24 protein-coding genes and 1 other RNA gene are annotated in these 23914 nt (G+C 61.2%); 14 read left to right on the forward strand and 11 right to left on the reverse strand.

Going from position 1 to position 23914, the window contains the following annotated elements:
* The first annotated feature begins 1 nt into the window (after position 1).
* The 10 genes from AO240_RS26580 to hemN all read left to right on the forward strand — a co-directional run bounded on the left by AO240_RS26580 (position 2) and on the right by hemN (position 9005).
* Positions 2-187 (forward strand): cbb3-type cytochrome c oxidase subunit 3, encoded by a 186-nt coding sequence (locus tag AO240_RS26580; protein ID WP_099240587.1) that lies wholly within the window; start codon positions 2-4, stop codon positions 185-187.
* A complete protein-coding gene (ccoP, locus tag AO240_RS26585) occupies positions 184-1161 on the forward strand; it encodes a cytochrome-c oxidase, cbb3-type subunit III (RefSeq protein ID WP_099240589.1) in 978 nt (325 codons plus the stop codon). The genes AO240_RS26580 and ccoP overlap by 4 nt, the downstream gene beginning before the upstream one ends.
* A gap of 118 nt (positions 1162-1279) precedes the next feature.
* Positions 1280-1534 (forward strand): type II toxin-antitoxin system Phd/YefM family antitoxin, encoded by a 255-nt coding sequence (locus tag AO240_RS26590; RefSeq protein ID WP_099240592.1) that lies wholly within the window; start codon positions 1280-1282, stop codon positions 1532-1534.
* Positions 1534-1944: a type II toxin-antitoxin system VapC family toxin gene (locus AO240_RS26595; protein ID WP_099240595.1), complete on the forward strand. Its 411-nt coding sequence runs from the start codon at positions 1534-1536 to the stop codon at positions 1942-1944. The genes AO240_RS26590 and AO240_RS26595 overlap by 1 nt, the downstream gene beginning before the upstream one ends.
* A 207-nt stretch (positions 1945-2151) precedes the next feature.
* Positions 2152-3555: a cytochrome c oxidase accessory protein CcoG gene (gene ccoG / locus AO240_RS26600; protein WP_099240597.1), complete on the forward strand. Its 1404-nt coding sequence runs from the start codon at positions 2152-2154 to the stop codon at positions 3553-3555.
* A gap of 18 nt (positions 3556-3573) precedes the next feature.
* Positions 3574-4113 (forward strand): FixH family protein, encoded by a 540-nt coding sequence (locus AO240_RS26605; protein ID WP_099240599.1) that lies wholly within the window; start codon positions 3574-3576, stop codon positions 4111-4113.
* A 50-nt stretch (positions 4114-4163) separates the two neighbouring features.
* Positions 4164-6608, forward strand: coding sequence for a heavy metal translocating P-type ATPase (locus tag AO240_RS26610; protein ID WP_099240602.1), 2445 nt, complete (start codon positions 4164-4166; stop codon positions 6606-6608).
* Between the two features lie 22 nt (positions 6609-6630).
* Complete coding sequence (gene ccoS / locus AO240_RS26615; RefSeq protein ID WP_099240604.1) at positions 6631-6843, forward strand: cbb3-type cytochrome oxidase assembly protein CcoS; 213 nt, start codon at positions 6631-6633, stop codon at positions 6841-6843.
* Positions 6836-7519 (forward strand): sulfite exporter TauE/SafE family protein, encoded by a 684-nt coding sequence (locus AO240_RS26620; protein ID WP_099240607.1) that lies wholly within the window; start codon positions 6836-6838, stop codon positions 7517-7519. The genes ccoS and AO240_RS26620 overlap by 8 nt, the downstream gene beginning before the upstream one ends.
* Before the next feature lie 103 nt (positions 7520-7622).
* On the forward strand, positions 7623-9005 hold the full coding sequence (gene hemN / locus AO240_RS26625; RefSeq protein WP_099240609.1) for an oxygen-independent coproporphyrinogen III oxidase: 1383 nt from the start codon (positions 7623-7625) through the stop codon (positions 9003-9005).
* Here hemN and AO240_RS26630 read toward each other — a convergent pair whose 3' ends face one another.
* Positions 9006-9464: a FlxA-like family protein gene (locus tag AO240_RS26630; protein WP_099240611.1), complete on the reverse strand. Its 459-nt coding sequence runs from the start codon at positions 9462-9464 to the stop codon at positions 9006-9008.
* Between the two features lie 152 nt (positions 9465-9616).
* On the opposite strand from AO240_RS26630, the gene fnr reads away from it, so the two are divergent.
* Both fnr and AO240_RS26640 read left to right on the forward strand, forming a co-directional pair.
* Complete coding sequence (gene fnr / locus AO240_RS26635; protein WP_058412235.1) at positions 9617-10351, forward strand: fumarate/nitrate reduction transcriptional regulator Fnr; 735 nt, start codon at positions 9617-9619, stop codon at positions 10349-10351.
* Positions 10352-10432: 81 nt separating this feature from the next.
* Positions 10433-10981, forward strand: a complete 549-nt coding sequence (locus AO240_RS26640) for an adenine phosphoribosyltransferase (RefSeq protein ID WP_083357366.1) — start codon at positions 10433-10435, stop codon at positions 10979-10981.
* A 208-nt stretch (positions 10982-11189) separates the two neighbouring features.
* Here AO240_RS26640 and recR read toward each other — a convergent pair whose 3' ends face one another.
* The 4 genes from recR to dnaX all read right to left on the reverse strand — a co-directional run bounded on the left by recR (position 11190) and on the right by dnaX (position 15506).
* Positions 11190-11795 carry a recombination mediator RecR gene (recR, locus tag AO240_RS26645; protein WP_099240614.1) on the reverse strand — a complete coding sequence of 202 codons (606 nt, stop codon included), beginning with the start codon at positions 11793-11795 and terminating at the stop codon, positions 11190-11192.
* A gap of 65 nt (positions 11796-11860) precedes the next feature.
* The gene (locus tag AO240_RS26650) at positions 11861-12895 is read right to left on the reverse strand and encodes an NADP-dependent oxidoreductase (RefSeq protein WP_099240616.1); all 1035 of its coding nucleotides are present in this window, start codon (positions 12893-12895) and stop codon (positions 11861-11863) included.
* 168 nt (positions 12896-13063) lie between these two features.
* Positions 13064-13402, reverse strand: a complete 339-nt coding sequence (locus AO240_RS26655) for a YbaB/EbfC family nucleoid-associated protein (RefSeq protein WP_058412239.1) — start codon at positions 13400-13402, stop codon at positions 13064-13066.
* A 43-nt stretch (positions 13403-13445) separates the two neighbouring features.
* Positions 13446-15506 carry a DNA polymerase III subunit gamma/tau gene (gene dnaX, locus AO240_RS26660; protein ID WP_099240618.1) on the reverse strand — a complete coding sequence of 687 codons (2061 nt, stop codon included), beginning with the start codon at positions 15504-15506 and terminating at the stop codon, positions 13446-13448.
* Positions 15507-15785: 279 nt separating this feature from the next.
* On the opposite strand from dnaX, the gene AO240_RS26665 reads away from it, so the two are divergent.
* Complete coding sequence (locus AO240_RS26665) at positions 15786-16688, forward strand: DUF2167 domain-containing protein (protein WP_099240620.1); 903 nt, start codon at positions 15786-15788, stop codon at positions 16686-16688.
* A gap of 78 nt (positions 16689-16766) precedes the next feature.
* On the opposite strand, the gene AO240_RS26670 is transcribed toward AO240_RS26665, so the two are convergent.
* Both AO240_RS26670 and AO240_RS26675 read right to left on the reverse strand, forming a co-directional pair.
* A complete protein-coding gene (locus tag AO240_RS26670; RefSeq protein WP_099240622.1) occupies positions 16767-17357 on the reverse strand; it encodes a hypothetical protein in 591 nt (196 codons plus the stop codon).
* 191 nt (positions 17358-17548) lie between these two features.
* The gene (locus tag AO240_RS26675; protein WP_099240810.1) at positions 17549-18520 is read right to left on the reverse strand and encodes an N-acetylmuramidase family protein; all 972 of its coding nucleotides are present in this window, start codon (positions 18518-18520) and stop codon (positions 17549-17551) included.
* 11 nt (positions 18521-18531) lie between these two features.
* On the opposite strand from AO240_RS26675, the gene AO240_RS28575 reads away from it, so the two are divergent.
* Complete coding sequence (locus tag AO240_RS28575) at positions 18532-18699, forward strand: hypothetical protein (RefSeq protein ID WP_158231404.1); 168 nt, start codon at positions 18532-18534, stop codon at positions 18697-18699.
* A 40-nt stretch (positions 18700-18739) separates the two neighbouring features.
* Here AO240_RS28575 and ffs read toward each other — a convergent pair.
* From ffs to zipA, 4 genes are all read right to left on the reverse strand, one after another.
* Positions 18740-18836: signal recognition particle sRNA small type (gene ffs / locus AO240_RS26680), an RNA gene on the reverse strand.
* 157 nt (positions 18837-18993) lie between these two features.
* Entirely contained in the window at positions 18994-20157 is a 1164-nt protein-coding gene (locus tag AO240_RS26685; RefSeq protein WP_099240624.1) for a putative zinc-binding metallopeptidase, read from the reverse strand.
* A 117-nt stretch (positions 20158-20274) separates the two neighbouring features.
* Positions 20275-22632, reverse strand: coding sequence for an NAD-dependent DNA ligase LigA (gene ligA, locus AO240_RS26690; protein ID WP_099240627.1), 2358 nt, complete (start codon positions 22630-22632; stop codon positions 20275-20277).
* Between the two features lie 86 nt (positions 22633-22718).
* Entirely contained in the window at positions 22719-23582 is an 864-nt protein-coding gene (gene zipA, locus AO240_RS26695; RefSeq protein ID WP_058412245.1) for a cell division protein ZipA, read from the reverse strand.
* Positions 23583-23914: the final 332 nt, after the last annotated feature.

The following is a 23914-nucleotide window of genomic DNA, read 5'->3' on the forward strand; positions in this document are numbered from 1 at the left end:
CATGGATATCGGGATGATTCGTGGCCTGGGCACCGTGGTGGTGATGGTGGCCTTTATCGGCCTGGCGTTGTGGGTATTCAGCCCCAAGCGCAAGGCGGAGTTCGACGAGGCGACCCTGCTGCCTTTTGCGGATGACCCACACGCCGTGAAGCAAGACGAGCAAGCGTCCAGGAGCAACAACCAATGACTGCATTCTGGAGCCTGTACGTCACAGTCCTCACCCTGGGGACTATTTTCGCGCTGACCTGGCTGCTGTTGTCGACCCGCAAAGGCCAACGCACCGAACAAACGGACGAGACCGTCGGCCACTCGTTTGACGGCATCGAGGAATACGACAACCCGCTGCCCAAGTGGTGGTTCATGCTGTTTGTTGGCACCATCATTTTCGCCCTCGGCTACCTGGTGCTTTACCCCGGCCTGGGCAACTGGAAAGGCCTGCTGCCGGGCTACAACTACCTCGACAACGACACGCAAACCCACTTCGCCAATGGCAAAACCGGCTGGACCGGCGTGCACGAGTGGGAAAAGGAAATGGCCAGGTCAGAGGCCAGGTTCGGCCCGATCTTCGCCAAATTTGCCTCAATGCCGATTGAAGCAGTCGCCAAAGACCCGCAAGCCTTGAAGATGGGCGGCCGCCTGTTCGCCTCCAACTGCTCGGTGTGCCACGGCTCCGACGCCAAAGGCGCCTACGGTTTCCCTAACCTGACCGACGCCGACTGGCGCTGGGGCGGCGAACCCGACGCCATCAAGGAAAGCATCCTCAAAGGCCGCCACGCGGTGATGCCGCCTTGGGCCGACATTATTGGCGAGCAAGGCGTGGCCGACGTTTCGGGCTTTGTGGTAACCACGCTGGACGGTCGCACACTGCCTGAAGGCGCCAAGGCCGATGTGGCCAACGGCGCCAAGCTGTTTGCCGCCAACTGCGTGGCCTGCCACGGCCCGGCCGGTAAAGGCACGCCCGCCATGGGCGCGCCCGACCTCACCCACCCCGGCGCGTTTATTTATGGGTCGAGCTTCGCGCAATTGCAGCAGACCATCCGTTATGGCCGTCAGGGCCAGATGCCTGCGCAGGAGCAGTTGCAGGGCAATGACAAAGTGCACTTGCTGGCAGCGTATGTGTACAGCTTGTCGCATCCGGACAAACCTGCCGATACCGAATAACGCCGTAGGGTTTCTGCCCCCCAGGAGAGCCCCATGACCACTCGTAGCTTCGGGCTTGCGGCGCCACAGCGCTAAGTAGTAACGTAACTACATTAAGCCCGATGAAGGGGAATCCCCCATGACAGTCACTACCATTTCCAGCCGTGAATTCAATCAAGACACAAGCGGTGCCAAAAAAGCCGCCCGCCATGGGCCGGTTTTTATCACTGATCGAGGCAAGCCCGCGCATGTACTGCTAAGCATTGAGGACTACCAGAAACTGACAGGCCTCAATGCCGACATCGTTGACCTGTTGGTGATGGCGGAAGCGGCCGAAATAGACTTCAAAACCGAGCGCGCCGTGATCACTCACCGACCCGTGGACCTCTCTTGATGTATCTACTCGATACCAACGTCATCTCTGAACTTCGTAAACCCCACGCGGACGCAAACGTGGTCGCCTGGGCCAAAAGCGTCATTGCGCTGCATCTGTTTATCTCCGCGATTACGCTTAAAGAATTGGAAACAGGCGTACTGCGCATGGAGCGCAAAGACCCGGCCCAGGGAAAGGTGTTGCGTACCTGGCTAAAGCGCCATGTGATACCGGCGTTCGACGCAAGAATCCTGCCGGTCGATGCCGCCGTCGCGCTGCGTTGCGCTCACCTGCAGGTGCCGGACCAGGCCAACGAAAGTGACGCATTGATTGCCGCAACCGCGCTGGTGCATGGCCTCACCGTCGTCACGCGCAATGTCAGAGACTTTATATCCAGCGGCGTTCGGGTGATTAATCCGTGGGATGAATGACCAGCCTGCGCGTAAAAACCGGCGATACTCGCAAAGTCAATTGATCCAGGTCACATACACCATCAATTGATTTACCCCAACGCGACCAAAGGTCGCACCTTTCCAGCGCCATCGAGGGCGTATCATTACGCCACCGCAACACCCCTTGTTTGACCCCGGTTGGCACGTACTGGCCGAGGCAAATTTCCACTGCCGTGGGATGCAATGATGAGCAACCAAATACCGGTAAATGACGTTACCCCGCCTGCCAAAACCGTCGACCTCTATGCCTCGCGAGAGAAAATCTACACGCGCGCTTTTACCGGCGTTTTTCGCAATTTGCGCATGCTCGGCGGCGCCGCGTTGTTCCTGCTGTACTTCGGTACCGTGTGGCTGAACTGGGGCGGCCACCAGGCGGTGTGGTGGAACCTGCCGGAGCGTAAATTCTTCATTTTTGGCGCGACGTTCTGGCCACAGGATTTCATCCTGCTTTCGGGCATTCTCATCGTTGCAGCCTTTGGCCTGTTCTTTATCACCGTGTACGCAGGGCGCGTGTGGTGTGGTTATACCTGCCCGCAAAGCGTGTGGACGTGGATTTTCATGTGGTGCGAAAAGGTCACCGAAGGCGACCGCAACCAACGCATCAAGCTCGACAAAATGCCGATGGGCGCGAGCAAATTCCTGCGCAAATTCAGCAAGCACACGCTGTGGCTGTTGATCGGTTTTGCCACCGGCATGACCTTCGTCGGCTACTTCTCGCCGATCCGTGAACTGGTGTTCGAGTTCTTCACCGGCCAGGCCGATGGCTGGTCGTATTTCTGGGTGGGTTTCTTCACACTCGCCACCTATGGCAATGCCGGTTGGCTGCGCGAACAGGTGTGCATCTACATGTGCCCGTACGCGCGCTTCCAAAGCGTGATGTTCGATAAAGACACGCTGATCGTGTCGTACGACCCACGCCGTGGTGAAGTACGTGGCCCGCGTAAAAAAGGCATCGACTATGAGGCTCAAGGCCTTGGCGATTGCATCGACTGCACGATGTGCGTGCAGGTATGCCCCACCGGTATCGACATCCGCGACGGCCTGCAAATCGAGTGCATCGGTTGCGCGGCGTGTATCGACGCCTGCGACACCATCATGGACAAGATGGACTACCCGCGCGGCCTGATCAGCTACACCACCGAACACAACCTTTCCGGGCAGAAAACCCATACCTTGCGCCCGCGCCTGATCGGCTACGCGCTGGTATTGCTGGCGATGATCGGCCTGTTGGCGGGTGCATTCTTCATGCGTTCGCTGGTCGGTTTTGACGTCAGCAAGGACCGTGTGCTGTACCGCGAAAACGCTGAAGGGCGGATCGAAAACGTCTACAGCTTGAAGATCATGAACAAGGACCAGCGCGACCACACCTACGTGCTCGACGCTTCGGGCCTGCCGGACCTCAAGCTGCAAGGGCGGCGTGAAATCAAGGTCGCGGCCGGAGAGATTTTCAGCATGCCGGTAGAGCTGTCGAGCGCGCCGGAACAGATGCCGTCGACCACCAACGAGGTGAAATTCATCCTGCGCGATGCGGACGACGACAGCGTGCACATTGAAGCCAAGAGCCGATTCATCGGCCCACAGGTCCGTTAACAGGAAGAGCGCAAAACAATGCCCATCGCTAACGCCGCAAGCCCTTGGTACAAGCACCTTTGGCCCTGGATCATCATCGCCATACTGGCCTGCTCGGTGACCTTGACATTGTCCATGGTGACCATCGCGGTAAACAACCCCGATAACCTGGTCAACGACAACTACTACGAGGCTGGTAAAGGCATAAACCGCTCGCTGGACCGCGAGCTGCTCGCGCAAACCCTGCAACTGCGCGCCAAAATGCACCTGGACGCGCTGACCGGCGAAGTCGAGTTGCACCTGACCGGCAACAGCAACCCGGCCACGCTGGAACTCAACCTGATTTCCCCGACGCAGCCCGAGAAGGATCGCAAGATCAACCTGGCGCGCAGTGCCAGCGAACCCGGCCGCTATATCGGCCAGGTCACCGACACGGTCGAAGGCCGGCGCTTCGTCGAGTTGCTCGGCGTCGAGGGCGACAGAACCTGGCGCCTGTTCGAAGAAGAACAGGTCAGCCACGACAAGGACTTGCAGCTGGGTGATGAACCGCTGCAAGGTGCTGAAGAGCTGAAAAAATAAAACCCTGCGCTTCGCGATGAGGCCCTGCCCGCCACTATAGATTTCAAACCATGACCACCCCCTGCTACCACTGCGCCCTGCCCGTGCCATCGGGCAGCCGCTTCACGGCCGTGATCCTCGGCGAACCCCGCGAGCTTTGCTGCCCGGGCTGCCAGGCGGTGGCCGAAGCGATTGTGGCCGGTGGCCTGCAACACTATTACCAGCACCGCAGCGAAGCCTCGGCCAACCCAGAGGCGCTGCCGGTGCAACTGGTGGACGAACTGGCGCTGTATGACCGCGCCGACGTGCAAAAACCCTTCGTGCGCCACGACGGTGAGCTGTCTGAAACCACGCTGCTGATGGAAGGCATCAGTTGCGCCGCGTGTGGCTGGCTGATCGAAAAACACCTGCGCCGCCTGCCCGCCGTGGCCGAGGCGCGGCTGAACCTGTCCAACCACCGCTTGCAGGTCCGCTGGGCCGCTGCGCAATTGCCGTTGAGCCAGCTACTGAGCGAGCTGCGCCATATCGGCTACGTCGCCCACCCGTATCAAGCCGACCGCGCCGCCGAGCAACTGGCCAGCGACAATCGCCTGGCCCTGCGCCAACTCGGCGTCGCCGGGCTGTTGTGGTTCCAGGCGATGATGGCAACCATGGCCACCTGGCCCGAATTCAATATCGACCTGAGCCCGGAGCTGCATGTGATCCTGCGCTGGGTTGCGATGTTTCTGACAACGCCCATCGTGTTTTACAGCTGCGCGCCATTTTTCAAAGGCGCTATGCGCGACCTGCGCACGCGCCACCTGACCATGGACGTGTCGGTGTCGCTGGCGATTGGCGGCGCGTATTTGGCGGGTATCTGGACCGCGCTTACCGGCGTGGGCGAGCTGTATTTCGACGCGGTGGGCATGTTCGCGCTGTTCCTGCTCGCAGGCCGCTACCTGGAGCGCCGCGCCCGCGAACGCACGGCGGCGGCCACCGCGCAATTGGTTAACGTATTGCCCGCCTCGTGCCTGCGCCTCAAAGGCGACGGCCAGAGCGAACGCATCCTGCTGAGCGAACTGGCGTTGGGCGACCGCGTGCTGGTACACCCCGGCGCAGTGCTGCCGGCGGACGGCGTGATCCTCGACGGCCAGTCGAGCATCGATGAGTCGCTGCTCACGGGCGAATACCTGCCGCAACCCCGGCGCAGCGGCGACAGCGTCACCGCGGGCACGCTCAACGTCGACGGCGCGCTGACCGTAGAAGTGCGTGCGTTGGGCCATGCCACGCGCTTGTCCGCCATCGTGCGCCTGCTGGAGCGCGCCCAGGCCGAGAAGCCACGCCTGGCGCAAATCGCCGACCGCGCCGCGCAGTGGTTTTTGCTCTGCTCGCTGATCGCGGCGCTGGTGATTGGCGTGGTGTGGTGGCAACTGGATTCAGCGCGGGCGTTCTGGATCGTCCTGGCCATGCTGGTCGCAACCTGCCCCTGCGCACTGTCGTTGGCCACGCCGACCGCGCTCACCGCCGCCACCGGCACCCTGCACACACTCGGGCTGTTGCTGACGCGCGGGCATGTGCTGGAAGGCCTGAACCAGATCGACACGGTCATTTTCGACAAGACCGGCACCCTCACCGAAGGCGGCCTGGCATTGCGCGCGATTCGCGCCTTGAGCGCGTTAAACAGCGATGACTGCCTGAGCCTTGCTGCCGCGCTGGAGAACCGCTCGGAACACCCGATTGCGCGCGCCTTTGGCCGTGCGCCGCTGGCCGCCGAGGCAGTCTTGAGTTTTCCAGGGCTAGGCCTTGAAGGCCGCGTGGGCGAACGCCTGTTGCGCATTGGCCAGCCCGCTTTTGTTTGCCAACTGAGTGGTTGCACACCGCCCGCATCACCGGACGACGCCGGGCAATGGCTGCTGCTCGGCGACCGCGAAGGCGCCCTCGCCTGGTTCGTGCTGGATGACCGCCTGCGCAGCGACGCACCCGCGCTGCTGGCCGCGTGCAAGGCGCGTGGCTGGCGTACGCTGTTGCTGTCGGGCGACAGCTCCCCGATGGTCGCCAGTGTCGCGTTGGCGCTGGGCATCGACGAAGCTCACGGCGGCCTGCCCCCGGATGGCAAGCTTGCGGTGCTGCAACGGCTGCACAAGGAGGGCCGCAAGGTATTGATGCTCGGCGATGGCGTCAACGATGTGCCGGTGCTCGCCGCCGCCGACATCAGTGTGGCCATGGGCTCGGCCACCGACCTTGCGAAAACCAGCGCCGATGCGGTGCTGCTGTCCAACCGCCTCGACGCGCTGGTGCAAGCCTTTACCCTGGCGCGGCGTACGCGGCGGGTCATCATCGAAAACCTGCTGTGGGCCGGGCTGTACAATGGGCTTATGCTGCCGTTTGCCGCGCTGGGGTGGATAACCCCGATCTGGGCAGCCATCGGCATGTCGTTCAGTTCGTTGATCGTGGTGCTCAACGCCCTGCGCCTGACCCGCCTGCCTGGCGTGCAGGTTAACCGCGCCACCTTGGTAAACCGCCCGCTGCCGGCTTGAGCCGGCCGGGCATGGAGTGCAGATGCCAGCTCTATACGTGATGATTCCGGCGGCGCTGCTGTTGGTGGGCGTGGCCATTTACGTGTTCTTCTGGGCGGTGGACAGCGGCCAGTACGATGACCTCGACGGCCCTGCCCACAGCGTGCTGTTTGACGATCAAGACCCGAACCACTTGGCGGCCGTCGACCAGGCCAACGGCGCCGAGCGACCGCGCAAAGATCCGCCGCATGCTTGAACTCGCGCCGCTGCTGGTCTCGGCCCTTATTCTCGGCCTGTTGGGCGGTGGCCATTGCCTGGGCATGTGCGGCGGGCTGATGGGCGCGCTGACGCTGGCGATTCCCAAAGCGCAAAGCCACCGCAAGTTCCGCCTGCTGCTGGCGTACAACCTGGGGCGCATCCTCAGCTATGCCGCGGCCGGGTTACTCATCGGGCTGGCCGGTTGGGCCTTGGCCAACAGCCCCGCGGCCATATTCATGCGCGTGCTGGCCGGGCTGCTGCTGATTTGCATGGGGTTATACCTGGCCGGCTGGTGGAGCGGCCTTACGCGTATAGAACGCCTCGGGCGCGGCCTGTGGCGGCACATCCAGCCGGTCGCCAACCGTTTGTTGCCGGTCAGCAGCCTGCCGCGCGCCGTGTTGCTGGGCGCGCTTTGGGGCTGGTTGCCGTGCGGTTTGGTCTACAGCACGCTGCTGTGGGCGGCGAGCCAGGGCAATGCGCTGCACAGTGCACTGCTGATGCTCGCGTTCGGGCTGGGCACCTGGCCGGTGTTGCTCGCCACCGGTTTGGCCGCCGAGCGTGTCACCGCGTTATTGCGTCAACGCAGTGTGCGTGTGGGCGGCGGGTTACTGGTGATCGTGTTTGGTCTGTGGACCTTGCCCGGCCCGCATCAACACTGGCTGATGGGGCATTAAATCGCGGTGTGGCAGAGCGCCGCTCGCCGTTGATGCAAGTCAACATGCCATCGCCCGCGCACGCCTAGACTCGGCCCCCTAGCCTATCCGGGGGACCGCCCGCATGCTCGACGCCATTCGTTGGGACACTGATCTGATTCACCGCTACGACTTGGCGGGGCCGCGCTATACGTCCTACCCCACGGCCGTGCAATTCGACAGCCAGGTCGGCACCTTCGACCTGCTGCATGCCCTGCGCGACAGCCGCAAGGCGGCACGGCCATTGTCGCTGTACGTGCATGTGCCGTTCTGCGCGAACATTTGTTACTACTGCGCCTGCAACAAAGTCATCACCAAGGACCGCGGCCGCGCCCACGCCTACCTGCAGCGCCTGGAGCAGGAAATCCAACTGGTGGCCTGCCACCTCGACCCGAAACAGCCGGTGCAGCAGTTGCATTTTGGCGGCGGCACGCCCACCTTCCTCAGCCACGACGAACTGCGCCAAGTGATGGCCAGGCTGCGCCAGCAGTTCAATTTGCTTAACGATGATTCCGGCGACTACGGCATCGAGATCGACCCGCGCGAAGCCGACTGGGCGACCATGGGCCTGTTGCGTGAACTGGGCTTCAACCGCGTCAGCATCGGCCTGCAAGACCTCGACCCCGAGGTACAACGTGCGGTCAACCGCCTGCAGAGCCTGGAAGAAACCCGTGCGGTGATCGACGCGGCACGCACCCTGCAGTTTCGCTCGATCAATATCGACCTGATCTACGGCCTGCCCAAGCAAACGCCGATCAACTTCGCGCGCACTGTCGAGGAGGTAATCAGCCTGCAACCGGATCGCCTGTCGGTGTTCAACTACGCGCACCTGCCGGAGCGCTTCATGCCTCAGCGGCGTATCAACAGCGACGACCTGCCCTCCCCGGCAACCAAGCTGTTGATGCTGCAAACCACCATTGAACAGTTGACCCAGGCCGGTTACCGCTACATCGGCATGGACCACTTCGCACTGCCGGATGACGAGCTGGCGATCGCCCAGGAAGAAGGCACGCTGCAGCGCAATTTCCAGGGTTACACCACCCACGGGCATTGTGATTTGATTGGGCTGGGCGTGTCGGCGATCAGCCAGATTGGCGACCTGTATTGCCAGAACAGCAGTGACCTTAATCACTACCAGAACGCACTCGCCGGCGCGCAACTGGCCACCAGCCGTGGCTGGGTGTGCACCACGGATGACCGGTTACGCCGGGAAGTGATTCAGCAGTTGATCTGCAACTTCAGCCTGGAATTCGAGCGGATCGAACAGGCATTCAACATCGATTTTCGTGGCTACTTCGATGCGCTGTGGCCGCAGTTGGAGGCGGTGGCCGCAGACGGCCTGATCGAACTCGATGCACTGGGCATTCGCGTTCTGCCAGCCGGGCGCCTGTTGGTGCGCTCGGTGTGCATGGTGTTCGACGCCCACCTGGAGCACCAGAACCGGCAGCGATTTTCGCGGGTGATCTGATCACATCGACAACGAGGCAACCTTCATCGAGTCCTCGGCGCTCATGCCTTTCATGGCTTTGGCCAGCGAGGTCTGGGCGCTCATCAGCCCGGCCTGCAGCATGTTGATTTCGCCTTGAATTGCACTGGCTCTGATCCGCGCTTCTTCTGGCGAGAGGCTGCTGTTGGCCGCAACGGCAGCCAGTTGAGCCTGTTTCTCGGCGATCTGCTGCTTCAATTGACGGATCATTTTCAGCACTTGCTTGACGTTATCGGCAAGGCCGCTTTCGTCGATATCGGCATTGGCACTTTTGGCCGAACCCGCGGCCTTGAATGCATTGGCGGAAATAGTCACCGCCACCGCTGGGCTTTCAGGCGCCAGCGCAGTGCCCGAGGCTTGTTTGTCGGTCTCGGCAACCGGCTTGGCGTCCGGCACGTAAGGTACACGGATGGCAGAGGTGTAGGCGGCTATAACAGACATGATCCAGGCTCCGTTGAATAGATATGTCGACTGTATCGGCCGCGATACATAAATATTTATACCGTTGCTGCTTTTTTGTACACGCTGGCCTGATCCACCCCCGGTGCGTTACCCTTACGTCTTATGTGTGTTTTCCCACAAGGATTTAAGAAATGTCCGAGCCAGTTAAACTGCGCGCTCACAGCCAGGCTCACTGCAAGGATTGCAGCCTCGCCCCCCTCTGCCTGCCACTTTCGTTGAATTTGGAAGACATGGATGCGCTGGACGAAATTGTTAAACGCGGTCGCCCGCTGAAAAAAGGCGAGTTTCTGTTTCGCCAAGGGGACAAATTCGACTCGGTTTATGCAGTGCGTTCGGGCGCGTTGAAGACCTTCAGCCTGAGCGACGGCGGCGAAGAACAGATCACCGGCTTCCACCTGCCCAGCGAGCTTGTCGGGTTGTCAGGCATGGGCACCGACATTCACCCCGTGTCGGCCCAGGCCCTGGAGACCACCTCGGTGTGCGAAATCCCCTTCGAGCGTCTCGATGAATTGGCCCTGCAGTTGCCGCAACTGCGTCGCCAACTGATGCGCGTAATGAGCCGCGAGATTCGTGACGACCAACAGATGATGTTGCTGTTATCGAAAAAAACCGCCGACGAGCGCATCGCCACGTTTCTGGTCAACCTGTCGGCGCGTTTCCGCGCACGTGGTTTCTCGGCCAACCAGTTTCGCCTGAGCATGTCGCGCAACGAAATCGGCAATTACCTGGGCCTCGCGGTGGAAACCGTGTCGCGCGTGTTCACGCGTTTTCAGCAGAATGAGTTGCTTGCCGCTGAAGGCAAGGAAGTGCATATCCTCGACCCGATCCAGTTGTGTGCCCTGGCCGGCGGCACACTCGACGGTTGATCCAGACACGTGCGGCCGAGCCAATCGGCGAGGCCGCAGGTATACTTCGAGTCCGTTTTCCGCCTTCAGGACTCTTCGACGATGACCTTCGACTCGTTCGACATCAAATCCTTGATTCGCCCTGTCATCGACTTCCCCAAGCCTGGGGTGATCTTTCGTGACATCACGCCGCTGTTCCAATCGCCCCGTGCCCTGCGCCTGGTGGCTGACAGCTTTGCGCAACGCTACGTCGAGGCCGACTTCAGCCATATCGGCGCGATGGATGCGCGGGGCTTTTTGATCGGTTCGATCATCGCCTACCAACTCAACAAGCCGCTGATCCTGTTCCGCAAGCAAGGCAAGCTGCCGGCTGACGTGCTGGCCGAGGGTTACCAGACCGAATACGGCGAAGCCTTCCTGGAAGTGCACGCCGACAGCCTGTGCGAAGGCGACTCGGTATTGATGTTCGATGACCTTATTGCGACAGGCGGCACCTTGATCGCCGCTGCCAACCTGGTACGGCGCATGGGCGCGAAGATCTTCGAAGCGGCTGCAATCATCGACCTGCCGGAACTGGGCGGCTCACAGCGCCTGCAAGACATGGGCATTCCGACGTTTTGCCTGACGCAGTTTGCGCTGACTGAACGATAAGCGCTTGCCTGGCCTACCGGGCCTGTATGCTTTTGTGGAAAGCGGGCGAGTGTGGCGAGCGGGCTTGCTCGCGTTGGGCTGCGAAGCGGCCCCAAAACCTGCTGACGAGTTTTTCAGGTACACCGCATTGGATTCATGGGGCTGCTGCGCAACCCAACGCGAGCAAGCCCGCTCGCCACAAAAAGCGCGTCGCTACAGTGAATCCAGACTATCCGAGCGCGATCGGCTTACGCCCGGCGAACGAGTGCGCCAAGGTGCCGCCATCCACCAACTCCAGCTCGCCACCCAACGGCACGCCATGGGCAATCCGCGAGGTGATCAGGCCTTTATTGCTGAGTAACTGCGCGATGTAATGCGCGGTCGCCTCGCCTTCGACCGTCGGGTTGGTCGCCAGGATCACTTCGGTAAACGTGCCCTGCGCTTCAATTCGCGCCACCAACTGTGGAATTCCGATAGCTTCCGGCCCCAACCCGTCGAGCGGCGACAAATGCCCCTTGAGCACAAAGTAGCGCCCGCGGTAACCGGTCTGCTCCACCGCGTACACGTCCATCGGCCCTTCGACCACGCACAGCAGCGTGTCGTCGCGGCGTGGGTCGGCGCATTGCGGGCAAAGGTCTTCTTCGGTGAGGGTGCGGCACTGGCGGCAGTGGCCGACGCCAACCATCGCCTGGCTCAACGCTTGGGCCAACCGTGTGCCACCGCTGCGATCACGCTCCAGCAGTTGCAGCGCCATGCGCTGGGCGGTTTTCTGACCCACGCCTGGCAAGGTGCGCAGGGCGTCGATCAATTGACGAATCAGAGGGCTGAAGCTCATGGGCAAAGGTCCGGCAAAACAACGAGACGCGGTTTATACCCGCGCCCCGGTTTAGCGTCAAATGATCAATCCTGCGCGACGCGCACCACCAACTTGCCGAAGTTGCGCCCCTCAAGCAAACCGATAAAGGCTTCCGGGGCCTGTTCCAGCCCGTCGACCACGTCTTCGCGGAACTTGATCTTGCCATCACGCACCCACGGCGCCATGGCGCTGAGGAATTCGGGCTGGCGGTCGCCGTAGTCGTCGAACACGATAAAACCCTGAATGCGCACGCGCTTGGTCAGCAAGGTGCGCTGCAGCGCCGGCAGACGGTCTGGCCCGCTCGGGGCTTCATGCGCGTTGTAACCGGCGATCAGGCCGCACAGCGGAATTCGCGCCTTGGCGTTGAGCAGCGGCAGCACGGCGTCAAACACTTTGCCACCGACGTTTTCATAGTAGATGTCCACGCCGTTGAAGCACGCTGCGGCCAGCTCGTTGGCAAAATCGTCGCTTTTGTGATCCACGCAGGCATCAAAGCCCAGCTCATCGACCACATAGCGGCACTTGTCGGCGCCACCGGCAATACCGACCACGCGCAGGCCTTTGAGTTTGGCCACCTGCCCGACCACCGAGCCCACGGCACCGGACGCTGCCGCCACCACCAGGGTTTCGCCGGCCTTGGGCTGGCCGATGTCCATCAGGCCCATGTAGGCGGTCATGCCCGGCATGCCCAGCACACCCAGCGCCATCGACGGGCTGGCCAAGCCGTTGGGCACCGGCATCAAGTTACGGCCGTCCGAAATGCTGTGGGTCTGCCAACCGGTGGAGCCGACCACCAGGTCACCGACTTCGAATTTCGGATGGCGTGACTGCTCGATACGGCTGACAGCGCCACCGGTCATCACCTCGTCGATTTCCACCGGCGCGGCGTAGGACGGCGCGTCACTCATGCGCCCACGCATATAGGGGTCGAGGGACAGGTACAGCGTTTTCAGCAGCACCTGGCCGTCGGCGAGTTCTGGCAAGTTGACGCGCTCCAGGCGGAAGTTTTCCGGGGTCGGCGCGCCTTGAGGGCGTGAAACCAGGACAATGCGCTGGTTCAAAATGGCTTCTTGAGACATCAAAGGGCTCCTTTATCGAATTCATCGGTATAGGGTGCAGACCGTAAACGCAGCGCCAGGGTTCATATTGAACGCGCACCGCGAGCGTCCTTCTTGTCTGAAGGCTTACGCCAGAAACAAAAATACCAGGCGCATGGCCTGGCATTTGAGTGTCGCCAAGCTAACCCATCAGAACGGCAGCTTCATCCCCGGTGGCAGTTGCATGCCGGAGGTGACACCGGACATTTTGTCCTGGCTGTTGGCTTCGATCTTGCGCACGGCGTCGTTGACGGCCGCAGCGAACAGCGCTTCGAGCATTTCCAGGTCGTCTTCACTGGCGCCTGGCAATACGCTTGGGTCGATGCTCACGCGTTTGATGTCGTGACGACCGGTCATCACCACACTGACCATATCGCCACCGGCTTTACCGGTGACTTCGGCGTTGGCCAGTTCTTCCTGCATTTTGGCCATCTTTTCCTGCATCTGCTGTGCCTGCTTCATCAGGCCGGCCATGCCACCTTTCATCATGGGAATCACCTCAAAGTACGTGGATCAAGTTAGTAGCCCGGTGTTATGACGCTTGGGGCACCGGGGCTTCGACAGGTTCAATAGTATCCTCACGCACGACCGCACCAAACTGTTGCATCAATTGCTGGATGAGCGGATCAGCGTGAATCGAGTTTTCTGCATCACGTTGTCGGTTGATACGCCGGCGGGTCGCGGCCTGGGCCGGGGTTTCCTGCTCGGGCTTGATCAACTCGATGGTAATGGTCAGCGTGCGTGCATGGTACTGGTTCAGGGCGTCATTGAGGCGGCGTTGCTGGGTGGCATTGAACAGGGCGCTGTGGGCCGGGTCCAGGTGCAGCAACCAGTGGTCGCCTTCAATCGAAATCAAGGTGCAGTTGGCGGCGATGCTGCCGGTCATGCCGGAGATCGGCAGTTTCGGGAACAGCTCCAGCCATTGCAATGCCAGGCCGGTGGCCGGGGCCGCAGCGGGCTCCGCCTCGGGCTCGGGTGCAGGCTCGGCGGCGTGCTCACTGGCCAACTCGTCCAGGTAGCTGTAGGCCGAGTCGATGTCCGGCTCGATGTAGTCTTCGTCCAGCGGCGGTTCGTCATCCAGATCAATGCCGGGCGTGGCGGCGTCGACTTGCGCGACGGTTGGCTCGGGCACCGGCGCAGACACCCATTCCGGCGCAGCCGGTACCACGCTGTCTGGCGCAGGCGCCGGCATGGGCGTCAGTTCGGGCTGCTCGCCGGCGGTTTCCAGCACCGGCTCAACGAAAGGCTGCAACTCGGCCTCGGGCTCTGCGGCGTCGTTCCACGGCAAGTCGACCACCGGGGCCGGTTGCGGCTCAGGCTCGATGACCGGTTGCGGTTCGACCACCGGCGCGACCGTTACAGGCGCAGGTTCAGGCACCGGCGCAGGTGTCGCAGGTGTCGCAACCACTGGCGCGACTGCCGCCGTGCCAGCCACTGGTTGGGCGGAATCAACTGTGGCCTGGCTGATCCCCACTGGCTTTAGCGGCTGTCTCGGCGCGTCTGCGACATCGGCGGGCCGGAACGCCAGCATCCGCAGCAGGACCATTTCGAAGCCACCGCGCGGGTCCGGCGCGAGGGGCAAGTCCCTGCGGCCGATCAGGCCCATCTGGTAATAAAACTGCACGTCTTCGGCCGGCAAGGCCTGGGCCAGCGCCAACACGCGGTCGCGGTCGCCATGGCCGTTGTCGACACCTTCAGGCAGCGCCTGAGCAATGGCAACACGGTGCAGCACATTGAGGATTTCCGAGAGCACGCCATTCCAGTCCGGGCCTTGCTCCGACAAATGGCGCACGGCCTCAAGCAGCGCCTTGGCGTCACCTTCGATCAGCGCGTGCAGCACGTCAAAGACCTGGCCGTGGTCGAGGGTGCCGAGCATCGCACGCACGTCGGCGGCCATGACCTTGCCTTCACCAAAGGCGATGGCCTGGTCGGTGAGGCTCATGGCATCGCGCATCGAACCGTCGGCGGCGCGGCCGAGCAGCCACAGTGCATCGTCTTCGAACGGCACGTTCTCGACGCCCAGCACGTGGGTCAAATGCTCGACCACACGTTCAGGAGTCATGTTTTTCAGGGAGAACTGCAGGCAACGCGACAAAATCGTTGCCGGAAGCTTCTGCGGGTCGGTGGTGGCCAGAATGAATTTGACGTAGGGCGGCGGCTCTTCCAGGGTTTTCAACAGCGCGTTGAAGGAATGACTGGAAAGCATGTGCACTTCGTCGATCAGGTAGACCTTGAAGCGGCCACGGCTGGGCGCGTACTGCACGTTGTCGAGCAGCTCGCGGGTGTCTTCCACCTTGGTGCGGCTGGCGGCGTCGATCTCGATCAGGTCGACAAACCGCCCTTCGTCGATCTCGCGGCACACCGAACAGGTGCCGCACGGCGTCGAGGTAATACCGGTTTCACAGTTCAGGCATTTGGCGATGATGCGCGCAATGGTGGTCTTGCCCACCCCTCGAGTACCGGTGAACAGGTAGGCGTGGTGCAGCCGCTGGCTGTCCAAGGCATTGATCAGAGCCTTCAGCACATGGGTCTGGCCGACCATTTCGCGGAACGAGCGCGGGCGCCATTTACGTGCAAGAACCTGATAACTCATCGAAAACCGTCGCAACTGGGAAGCGGAAGCGGGTAATGCTAGCGGAGCAAGGAGAAAATTGCATCCGGCACGCTCGTCTAATCTGACCAGGCTCTGCTGGCTGGCCACGCAAAGGCCTGAACCCGGAGCGTGCAGGCGCGTCGTTCTGGCGCTTTATGGATGTTTTCGCTTGCCGCCCTCGGCGCGGCGCGACGCTTACCCGAGAGGCTTTCGGCTAACGCAGAACAACCCCTTTACGTTATTCTTTCGCGAAATTAATTCAAAATGTAAGGGACTACCATGAACTACTTGCGCTTATTAATAGCGGCGAGCGCACTCACCCTGTGTGTCGCTCCCGCTTTCGCGGCACCCGCACCGGCTCCCGCTGAAGCCAGTGCACCGGCCGAAACCGCCGAACACTTTCTCGGTTCACTCAAGCAAAAGACCGGCTTGATCACCCTGCCGAGTGGCATTGCAACCCTCAAGCTCAACGACGAGTTTTACTACCTCGACCCCGCCGACACCGAGCGCTTGTTAACCGATGGCTGGGGCAACCCGCCCGGCTTCAAAACGCTGGGCATGATCGTGCCAAAGGCCGTCAGCCCGTTATCGGAGCGCGGCTGGGGCGTGATCGTCAGCTACAACGCCGACGGCCACGTTTCCGACGAGGATGCGGCGAAAATCGACTACGCCGAAATGCTCAAGCAAATGCAGGAAGAAGACGTCGAAGACAACAAGCAACGTCAGAAACAAGGCTACGCAGGCCTGCACCTGCTGGGCTGGGCCGAGCCGCCGCACTACGATGACAGCACCCATAAAATGTACTGGGCGCGCGAACTGAAAGCCGATGATGCCAACCAGAACACCCTCAACTACAGCATCCGCGTGCTGGGCCGTGAAGGCGTGCTGGAACTCAACGCAGTCGCCGCCATGGCCGACCTGCCGGTGATCAAGCAGGAGTTGCCCAAGGTGCTGGCCTTTACCAACTTCACCGACGGCAACCTGTACACCGACTTCAACCCGAGCACCGACAAGCTCGCCACGTATGGTTTGGCTGCTTTGGTGGCCGGCGGTATCGCCGCAAAGGCGGGTTTGTTCGCCAAGATCGGCCTTTTCCTGCTGGCCGCGAAGAAGTTTCTGGTGATCGGCGTTGTGGCGCTGCTGGCAATGATCCGCAAGCTGTTCAACCGCAACAAGGCGTAAACCGCACACACAAAAACGCCGCGGTGTGCTTGGCACACTGCGGCGTCCACGGCTCGCTCACGCAACCCGAGGCGCTACTCAGCTATTGGGCGCAGACGGCCGGTTGTATTGATCCTGGCTGATCCAACCGGTGAACGAACGGCCCTTGGCATTAGTGAATTCAACCTGCGCCCAGCCGTCCTTGAATGCCAGCACACCGACTACATCACCCTTGACGATATACGGGCGCTTGTCGGCGTTGGCGGCTGGCGCTTCCAACAAGTGAGCCTTGTCGGCAGTCACGGTCACAAGGCCGATCCATTGCCTGGCGACGGTTTGGGTCAGTTCCAGACCGCTGGCAATTTCAGGCATCAATACGCTGAAGCAGCCGGGATGCTGGCGCCCCTGCTCCACCGTCAACGTCACGCCGTCGGGCGCCGCCGCCACGCTGCCGGGATAGGCCTCGTCGAGCCAGGTCGTCAGCGCTTCGGGCTTGCCTTGCAAATAGAACGCGCAACTGCGGCTCACACCTTCGCCCATTTCTTGCGCGTAAAAGCCCTCCACCTGATGCTCGGGCGTCACCGCCAGCATCAGCCCTTCGTACTGGCCCGAATGCAACTCGGCGCCGCCGGAAACTGCAGGCACCATGGCACACAACGACAACACGCCAATGGCTGGAAAACGGCTCATAGTATTTTTTCCTTCAAGTGCGCTGCGGGCCCGAGCACGTCATCGTCAAGGGCTGACCGCAGCCGGTGCACGGCGTGGTAGAGGTGGCTGGCGGAAACTAACAAGACCGCTTTGGGTTGTCCATCCGGCGTTGCTGCCGGTGAGACCGCTACCAGCGCGGTGCAATACTGCGAAGAGCCACTATCGCACTGCTATTTTTTCTCCAGCGCATCAAAGGCTTTTTTGATTCGTTTGTCGTAGTCGCCGTAGTCCTTGCCGTTATAAAGGGAAGCCATGCCCACGTAGTCCTTGTTCTTCATGGCTTTGACCAACGCCGGGTTCTTGCGGCAAAAGCCGACGAACGCCATCAATTGCTGGCCGGCATTGACCTTCATCACGGTCACATATTCGACCACGGACGCGTATCCGCACGCGGCGAAGTTGAAACCCATGATCTGAAACATGCCCCAGGACGCCGACATCAGCGCCGCGTTCGGGTCCAGGTTAAACGCTGCAATCAGGGTTTCCCACGCCTTCGCCTGGTCCTTGTTATTGGCTCGCCATTGCGGGCCGGCCTTCTGCGTGTAGGGGTAGGACAGCAAGGGATAGGTGGCGTCGTATTTCTGCTGGGTGTACTTGCGAAAGATGTGCCCCTCAAACGCGATCACCGGCATTTTGGCTGGCCCGAACCCTGATCGACCACCGGATTCGACCGTGGCAAACGCCTTGATGAGATTCACCGAAATACCATTGCCCAATTGCGCGGCGGCGCCCTGAAAGTCGGCCTCGGTGAGGGTCACGTTGCCGTCACAGGTGGAGCGCGTGACCAACTGCTGCTTGTCTTGTTCCGGCCGCACCGGCGCGGGCACGGGCGGGCGTTCAGGCGCTCGAACAGCCGCCTGCGCCTTGCGCAGATCCTCGACCAGGCTGTTAAACGTACGGCCTGCCGGGTCAATCACACCGTCGGGCCGACTGACATTGAGGCGACTCGACTGATAATCGCTGATGCGGCGCACCAACTGGGCGTCGCACTTGCCGTTCTCCAACAAGGGCACCGCGGGTTTGGGCGTGATCAGATTAAACAGTCGCTGAATGTATTGAATATCGGCAGGCACATTGCGCGCCTTGCCAAGGGTGCCGACTGATGCAGTGATGCGCGGGGGTAAACTTTGAGGGCTGTTCATGGCAATCATCCTTGTCCAAGAAATGGGCGCCATCACTTCCTTACTACTCCAGCACCACGGTTTTTTTAAAAATACGCATGATTGAAGCTAGCAGGCGGCTGGAGGTTGTCCAGCGCAAAGCCGTCAGCGCTGCGCAACAAGACTGGGCAGGTGACCGAATGAAAGATTTTTTGATTTGAAACAGGAGGGTTGCTTCGAGGAAGAGCGTTATGGAGGCAACCCCACCAGCCACACCCCGGCACACAATGTTCCCGCTGTGGCTGCTGCCTTCCGGCTCTGACCAGGTTCACGGGTAATCGTTGCGGGGGGACCGATGGGGTCACCATAACGACGCTTGCCTCTCGGCAAGCGGGGCCATTGTACCGATCTGATCGGAACTTACAACCGTTGGTGCCAGATTAAAAATATTCGATGGTTCAAGCACTTGCCCACTGCTTTCGTGCAGATCCCGGCAGGCCGGGGCGTGCTTGCGACTACAGCAGAACGGCTTTATCCGCCCTGCCGCCCTCTTCCTGGATCACCAGGTGAATAAAGTGCAGTTTGGCGATCACCGCCGGCGGCAGCACGAACGGGTAGAAATCTGGCTGGCCCATGCTGCGTGACAGTTCGTTGAGCATGCCCGCCAGTTCGATCCAGGCGTTGACGAACGACAAAAACGCCGCACCGCCCGGGTGTTCGGGGTCATACAGGCTGGACAGCGGGAACGGCAGGTAATCCAGGTCCATCTCGCGGGCGCTCATGCCAAAGCCCAGCGCGGTGTCGACGGCATCCATCATGTGCAGGTAGTGGGCCCAGGTTTCGGCCCAATCTTCCCAAGGGTGCATGGTCGCGTAGGCGCTGACACAGGTTTGCTGCCAGTCGGGGCGCGGGCCTTCCTGGTAATGCTGGTCCAGAGCGTCGGCGTAACTGGCGCGTTCGTCGCCGAACAGGTGACGAAACGGTTCGAGCCAGTGGCTGTTGGCGATCAGCCGGTCCCAATAGTAATGGCCGACCTCATGGCGAAAGTGGCCGAGCAAGGTGCGGTAGGGTTCGCGCATCTGCACGCGGATCTTCTCGCGGTGGGCGTCGTCGGCCTCTTTGATGTCGAGGGTGATCAAACCGTTGGCGTGGCCGGTGGTCGGCGCGTTGCCTTGCAGGTCAACGCCGACAAAGTCGAAGGCCAGGCCGGTGGCCTCGTCGACGCTTTTGGGCAGCACTTGCAGGCCCAGGCCGATCAGTTGCGCGACCAGCCGGCGCTTGGCCGTTTCGACTTTGCGCCAGCGCTCGGCGTTTTCCAGAATCGACAGGTCGGGGATCGTGCGATTCAGGCTGCACGCCACGCACAGTGTCGCAGTGCTGTGGGCCGGTATCAGCCAGTTACACGCAGCCGGGGTGTCAAGGTTGGCGCAGCGGCGAAAGGCGCCGGCGTCGAGGTTGTCGTCTTGTAGCCAGGTGCCAGCGACGGGGCCAGGTTGCAGCGAGGCTAACCGACTCTGTTGCGGCTGGTAACCCAGCAGTGCCTGGCACGCCAGGCACTGGCTGTTGCGAAAGAACAGTGCTTGCCCGCAACGGCATTGCCAGACCTTGCTGTTGCGCGAAGATTCGACCATGAACGGCGCGGCGATGCGTGAACTGAGTTGCTCGAAATAGCGGAACATGGCGATCTCTCCCTGGGTGACCAAGACTAGATCATTCAGCCCTCAAAATCGTTCCACTTTATTCAAGGGGCTGCCTTGCAGCCCAACGGGAGCATGCTGCGTCGCCGCAGCAAACGATCAGACGCTGATGTTGTGTGTGGCCAGGAACGCCACAAACGCCTCCTCATCCAGCACCTTGAGCCCCAGCTCGCTGGCCTTGGCCAGTTTCGAACCGGCGCCCGGCCCCGCCACCACGCAATGCGTTTTCGCCGACACCGAACCCGCCACCTTGGCGCCGAGGCTTTCGAGCTTGTCCTTGGCCACATCGCGGCTCATCAGCTCCAGCGAGCCGGTCAGCACCCAGGTGTGCCCGGCTTCCGGCAAGCCTTCGACGAGCTTTTTTTCGCTCTGCCAGTGCATGCCAAAGTCCTTGAGCTGCTGCTCAATGGCAAGGGCGCGATGGGCATTGTCTGCGTTATCAAAAAACTCGCGTACCGCCTTGGCCTGCTTCTCGGGCAGCGCCTGGCGCATGTCGAGCCAGTCCGCCTTGATCACGCCTTCGAGGGTGGTGAATTTATCCGCGAGTTTTTGCGCGGCACCGGGGCCGACGCTTGGCACGTGCAGCTTGTCGAGCAAACCGCCCAAGGTGGTGCTGGCGGCGAATTCGGCGCTCAGGTCGCCCTGCTCCTGCAATTGCAAGGCGCATTCATCCGGCGACAGCAATGCGCCGATCACTTGCTGGTTATGCCCGTCTTCAAAAAAGCTGTGAATCTCGTGAGCCACTTCCAGGCCCACGTCCGGCAGGTAGGTCAGCACTTCGGGCAAGGCCTGCTGCACGCGCGCCAGCGATGCCAGCGAGCGCGCCAGCACCTTGGCCGTTTCCTCGCCCACATCGGGAATGCCCAACGCATAGATAAACCGCGCCAGAGTTGGCATCTTGCTGTTTTCGATGGCGGTGATCAGCTTCTTGCTGGAAATATCGGCAAAGCCTTCCAGGTCGATAATCTGCTCATACTTGAGCTTATAAAGGTCGGCCGGCGAACCGATGAGCTTTTCGTCGACCAACTGCTCGATGGTTTTATCGCCCAGCCCGTCGATGTCCATGGCGCGGCGCGAGACGAAGTGAATAATCGCCTGCTTGAGCTGCGCGCCACAGGCCAGGCGGCCAACGCAGCGGTACACCGCGCCTTCGCTGACGGTTTCCTTGCCCTTGCTGCGCTTGACCAGTTGCGTGCGCTCCACGTGGGAGCCGCACACCGGGCAGCGCTCGGGGATCGGCACGGCTCGGGCCGTTTCGGGGCGGCGTTCAAGCACCACCGAAACCACCTGCGGGATCACATCACCGGCGCGGCGGATGATCACGGTGTCGCCGATCATCACGCCCAGACGCGCGACTTCATCCATGTTATGCAAGGTGGCGTTGGAGACGGTCACACCGGCCACCTTGACCGGCTTCAAGCGTGCCACCGGGGTGACCGCACCGGTGCGGCCAACCTGGAATTCCACGTCAAGCAGCTCGGTCAGTTCTTCCATCGCAGGGAATTTATGCGCAATGGCCCAGCGCGGCTCACGCGCGCGAAAGCCCAGTTCACGCTGGGAGGCGATGCTGTTGACCTTGAACACCACGCCGTCGATTTCATACGGCAGGCTGTTACGCCGCTCGCCGATGTCGCGGTAGTAGTCCAGGCAATCCTGAATACCCTTGGCCAGCTTCAGCTCATGGCTGATCGGCATGCCCCATTTCTGTAGCTGGTGCAGGTTGCCAATATGCGTATCACTGATGTCGGTGGTCACGCCGTAGCAGCAGAACTCCAGCGGGCGGCTGGCGGTGATCTTCGAGTCCAACTGGCGCAGGCTGCCAGCGGCGGCATTGCGCGGGTTGGCAAAGGTCTTGCCGCCCACTTCCAGTTGCGAGGCGTTCAGCCGCTCGAAACCGGTTTTGGACATGAACACTTCGCCGCGTACTTCCAGGGTCGCCGGCCAGCCGCTGCCGTGCAGCTTCAACGGGATATTGCGCACGGTGCGCACGTTGACGCTGATGTCTTCGCCGGTGGTGCCATCACCGCGCGTGGCGCCGCGCACCAGTTCGCCGTCCTGATACAGCAAGCTGACCGCCAGGCCGTCCAGCTTCGGCTCGCAGCTGTATTCGACCGCCGCGCCAGCGCCAAACAGATCGCCCACCGGCAGGTCGAGACCTTCGGTAACCCGGCGATCAAACTCCAGCAGGGTGGTTTCATCAAAGGCGTTGCCGAGGCTGAGCATCGGGACCTCATGCTTCACCTGAGTAAACGCCGAGAGCGCCGCACTGCCGACCCGCTGCGTCGGAGAATCACGCGTGACCAGCTCCGGGTGCGCTGCTTCCAGTGCCTTGAGCTCGTGGAACAACCGATCATACTCGGCGTCCGGGATGCTCGGCTCGTCGAGGACGTGGTAGCGGTAATTGTGCTGATCCAGTTCAGCGCGCAGTTCAAGGATGCGGGTGTGGGCGGCGGTCATGGGTGTTCTCTCAGAAAGCAAAAGAGCAGCCGAAGCTGCTCAAATGGTAGTGCGCTTATTCTATCGACAACGCTGTGAGGCAATCCTCAGCGTTTTTGTGTCAGGGCGCGACGCTCAAACTCAACGATGCGCTGACGGTAGTGCTCGATGGTCTGGGCGGTGAGCACGCTGCGTTGGTCATCCTTAAGCTCGCCATTGAGTTCCTGCGACAGCTTGCGCGCTGCGGCCACCATCACGTCGAACGCTTGCTTGGGGTGACGCGGGCCTGGCAGGCCGAGGAAGAAGCTCACCGCCGGGGTGCTGAACAGGTCAATATCGTCCAGGTCGAAGGTGCCCGGCTTGACCGCATTGGCCATCGAGAACAGCACTTCGCCGTTACCGGCCATGCTTTCGTGACGGTGGAAAATATCCATCTCGCCGAAACGCAGGCCGCTTTCCAGAATGTTCTGCAACAACGCCGGGCCTTTGAAGCCGGCGGTGTCACGGCAGATCACGCTGATCACCAACACTTCTTCGGCGGCCGGCTGGTCGTTCACCGATTGGCGTGGCGCACTTTTGGCCGGCGCCTCGTCAGGGAAGTCGTCGTCGCGGCTGCTGAAGCTCGGGCCGTCATCGGCGTCGAGGTTCAAGTCACCCTGATGCGGCTCAGCCACCGCCGCACTCCCGCGTTTGCCACGCTTGGCGGCAGGTTCACGCGCTTCACGCATAGGCGCGCTCATCGACGGCAAGTCATGCTCGTCCAGTTGCGGCTCTTTATGGGTGTCCAGCACACGCGGTGGCCCCAGCAACTCGGCGCTGCCGTCGTCGTCGGGCAAATTGGACAGGTTGCGGTCCAAACGGAATTTAAGCTTGCCCTTGCCACCGCGCATGCGGCGCCAGCCATCAAAAAGAATACCGGCAATGACAATAATGCCGATGACGATCAGCCACTCGCGCAGACCGATTTCCATGTAATCCCGTGCCTCTAATAAAAAATGCTGAAAAATAAGGGGTTTAGCACCGTGCAAACCGCTTTAAAACGTGGCGCCAACTCTATGTTCTGACTGACGTTTTGCCCACGCACACGAAAATTTGACATTAAACTAGCACGACCGTTACACCGTTGGCGAGAAGTGTGTCGGTTTGCCATATTTCTACCCTCGGGAAGATATCTGACTAACCTCGCCAACGGTGAGCTACAAGGTGATAGCTACAAGATGATAGCTACAAGCCGCAAGCTGCAAGCTACAAGTGAGTCGGCTTTTCGCTTGTAGCTTGTAGCTTGTAGCTTGTAGCTTGTAGC

This window comes from Pseudomonas sp. ICMP 460 (genome assembly GCF_002723595.1).
GTDB classification, from domain to species: domain Bacteria; phylum Pseudomonadota; class Gammaproteobacteria; order Pseudomonadales; family Pseudomonadaceae; genus Aquipseudomonas; species Aquipseudomonas kitaguniensis.

Coding starts and splice junctions, on each gene's coding strand:
- ccoS (WP_099240604.1), top strand. CDS start 6,631: ATGCCAGCTCTATACGTGATGATTCCGGCGGCGCTGCTGTTGGTGGGC.
- AO240_RS26590 (WP_099240592.1), top strand. CDS start 1,280: ATGACAGTCACTACCATTTCCAGCCGTGAATTCAATCAAGACACAAGC.
- AO240_RS26610 (WP_099240602.1), top strand. CDS start 4,164: ATGACCACCCCCTGCTACCACTGCGCCCTGCCCGTGCCATCGGGCAGC.
- AO240_RS26580 (WP_099240587.1), top strand. CDS start 2: ATGGATATCGGGATGATTCGTGGCCTGGGCACCGTGGTGGTGATGGTG.
- recR (WP_099240614.1), bottom strand. CDS start 11,795: ATGAGCTTCAGCCCTCTGATTCGTCAATTGATCGACGCCCTGCGCACC.
- AO240_RS26675 (WP_099240810.1), bottom strand. CDS start 18,520: ATGAACAGCCCTCAAAGTTTACCCCCGCGCATCACTGCATCAGTCGGC.
- AO240_RS26670 (WP_099240622.1), bottom strand. CDS start 17,357: ATGAGCCGTTTTCCAGCCATTGGCGTGTTGTCGTTGTGTGCCATGGTG.
- ccoG (WP_099240597.1), top strand. CDS start 2,152: ATGAGCAACCAAATACCGGTAAATGACGTTACCCCGCCTGCCAAAACC.
- AO240_RS26650 (WP_099240616.1), bottom strand. CDS start 12,895: ATGTCTCAAGAAGCCATTTTGAACCAGCGCATTGTCCTGGTTTCACGC.
- zipA (WP_058412245.1), bottom strand. CDS start 23,582: ATGGAAATCGGTCTGCGCGAGTGGCTGATCGTCATCGGCATTATTGTC.
- AO240_RS26605 (WP_099240599.1), top strand. CDS start 3,574: ATGCCCATCGCTAACGCCGCAAGCCCTTGGTACAAGCACCTTTGGCCC.
- ligA (WP_099240627.1), bottom strand. CDS start 22,632: ATGACCGCCGCCCACACCCGCATCCTTGAACTGCGCGCTGAACTGGAT.
- AO240_RS26620 (WP_099240607.1), top strand. CDS start 6,836: ATGCTTGAACTCGCGCCGCTGCTGGTCTCGGCCCTTATTCTCGGCCTG.
- AO240_RS26630 (WP_099240611.1), bottom strand. CDS start 9,464: ATGTCTGTTATAGCCGCCTACACCTCTGCCATCCGTGTACCTTACGTG.
- AO240_RS26685 (WP_099240624.1), bottom strand. CDS start 20,157: ATGTTCCGCTATTTCGAGCAACTCAGTTCACGCATCGCCGCGCCGTTC.
- AO240_RS26655 (WP_058412239.1), bottom strand. CDS start 13,402: ATGATGAAAGGTGGCATGGCCGGCCTGATGAAGCAGGCACAGCAGATG.
- hemN (WP_099240609.1), top strand. CDS start 7,623: ATGCTCGACGCCATTCGTTGGGACACTGATCTGATTCACCGCTACGAC.
- fnr (WP_058412235.1), top strand. CDS start 9,617: ATGTCCGAGCCAGTTAAACTGCGCGCTCACAGCCAGGCTCACTGCAAG.
- dnaX (WP_099240618.1), bottom strand. CDS start 15,506: ATGAGTTATCAGGTTCTTGCACGTAAATGGCGCCCGCGCTCGTTCCGC.
- ccoP (WP_099240589.1), top strand. CDS start 184: ATGACTGCATTCTGGAGCCTGTACGTCACAGTCCTCACCCTGGGGACT.
- AO240_RS26665 (WP_099240620.1), top strand. CDS start 15,786: ATGAACTACTTGCGCTTATTAATAGCGGCGAGCGCACTCACCCTGTGT.
- AO240_RS26595 (WP_099240595.1), top strand. CDS start 1,534: ATGTATCTACTCGATACCAACGTCATCTCTGAACTTCGTAAACCCCAC.
- AO240_RS26640 (WP_083357366.1), top strand. CDS start 10,433: ATGACCTTCGACTCGTTCGACATCAAATCCTTGATTCGCCCTGTCATC.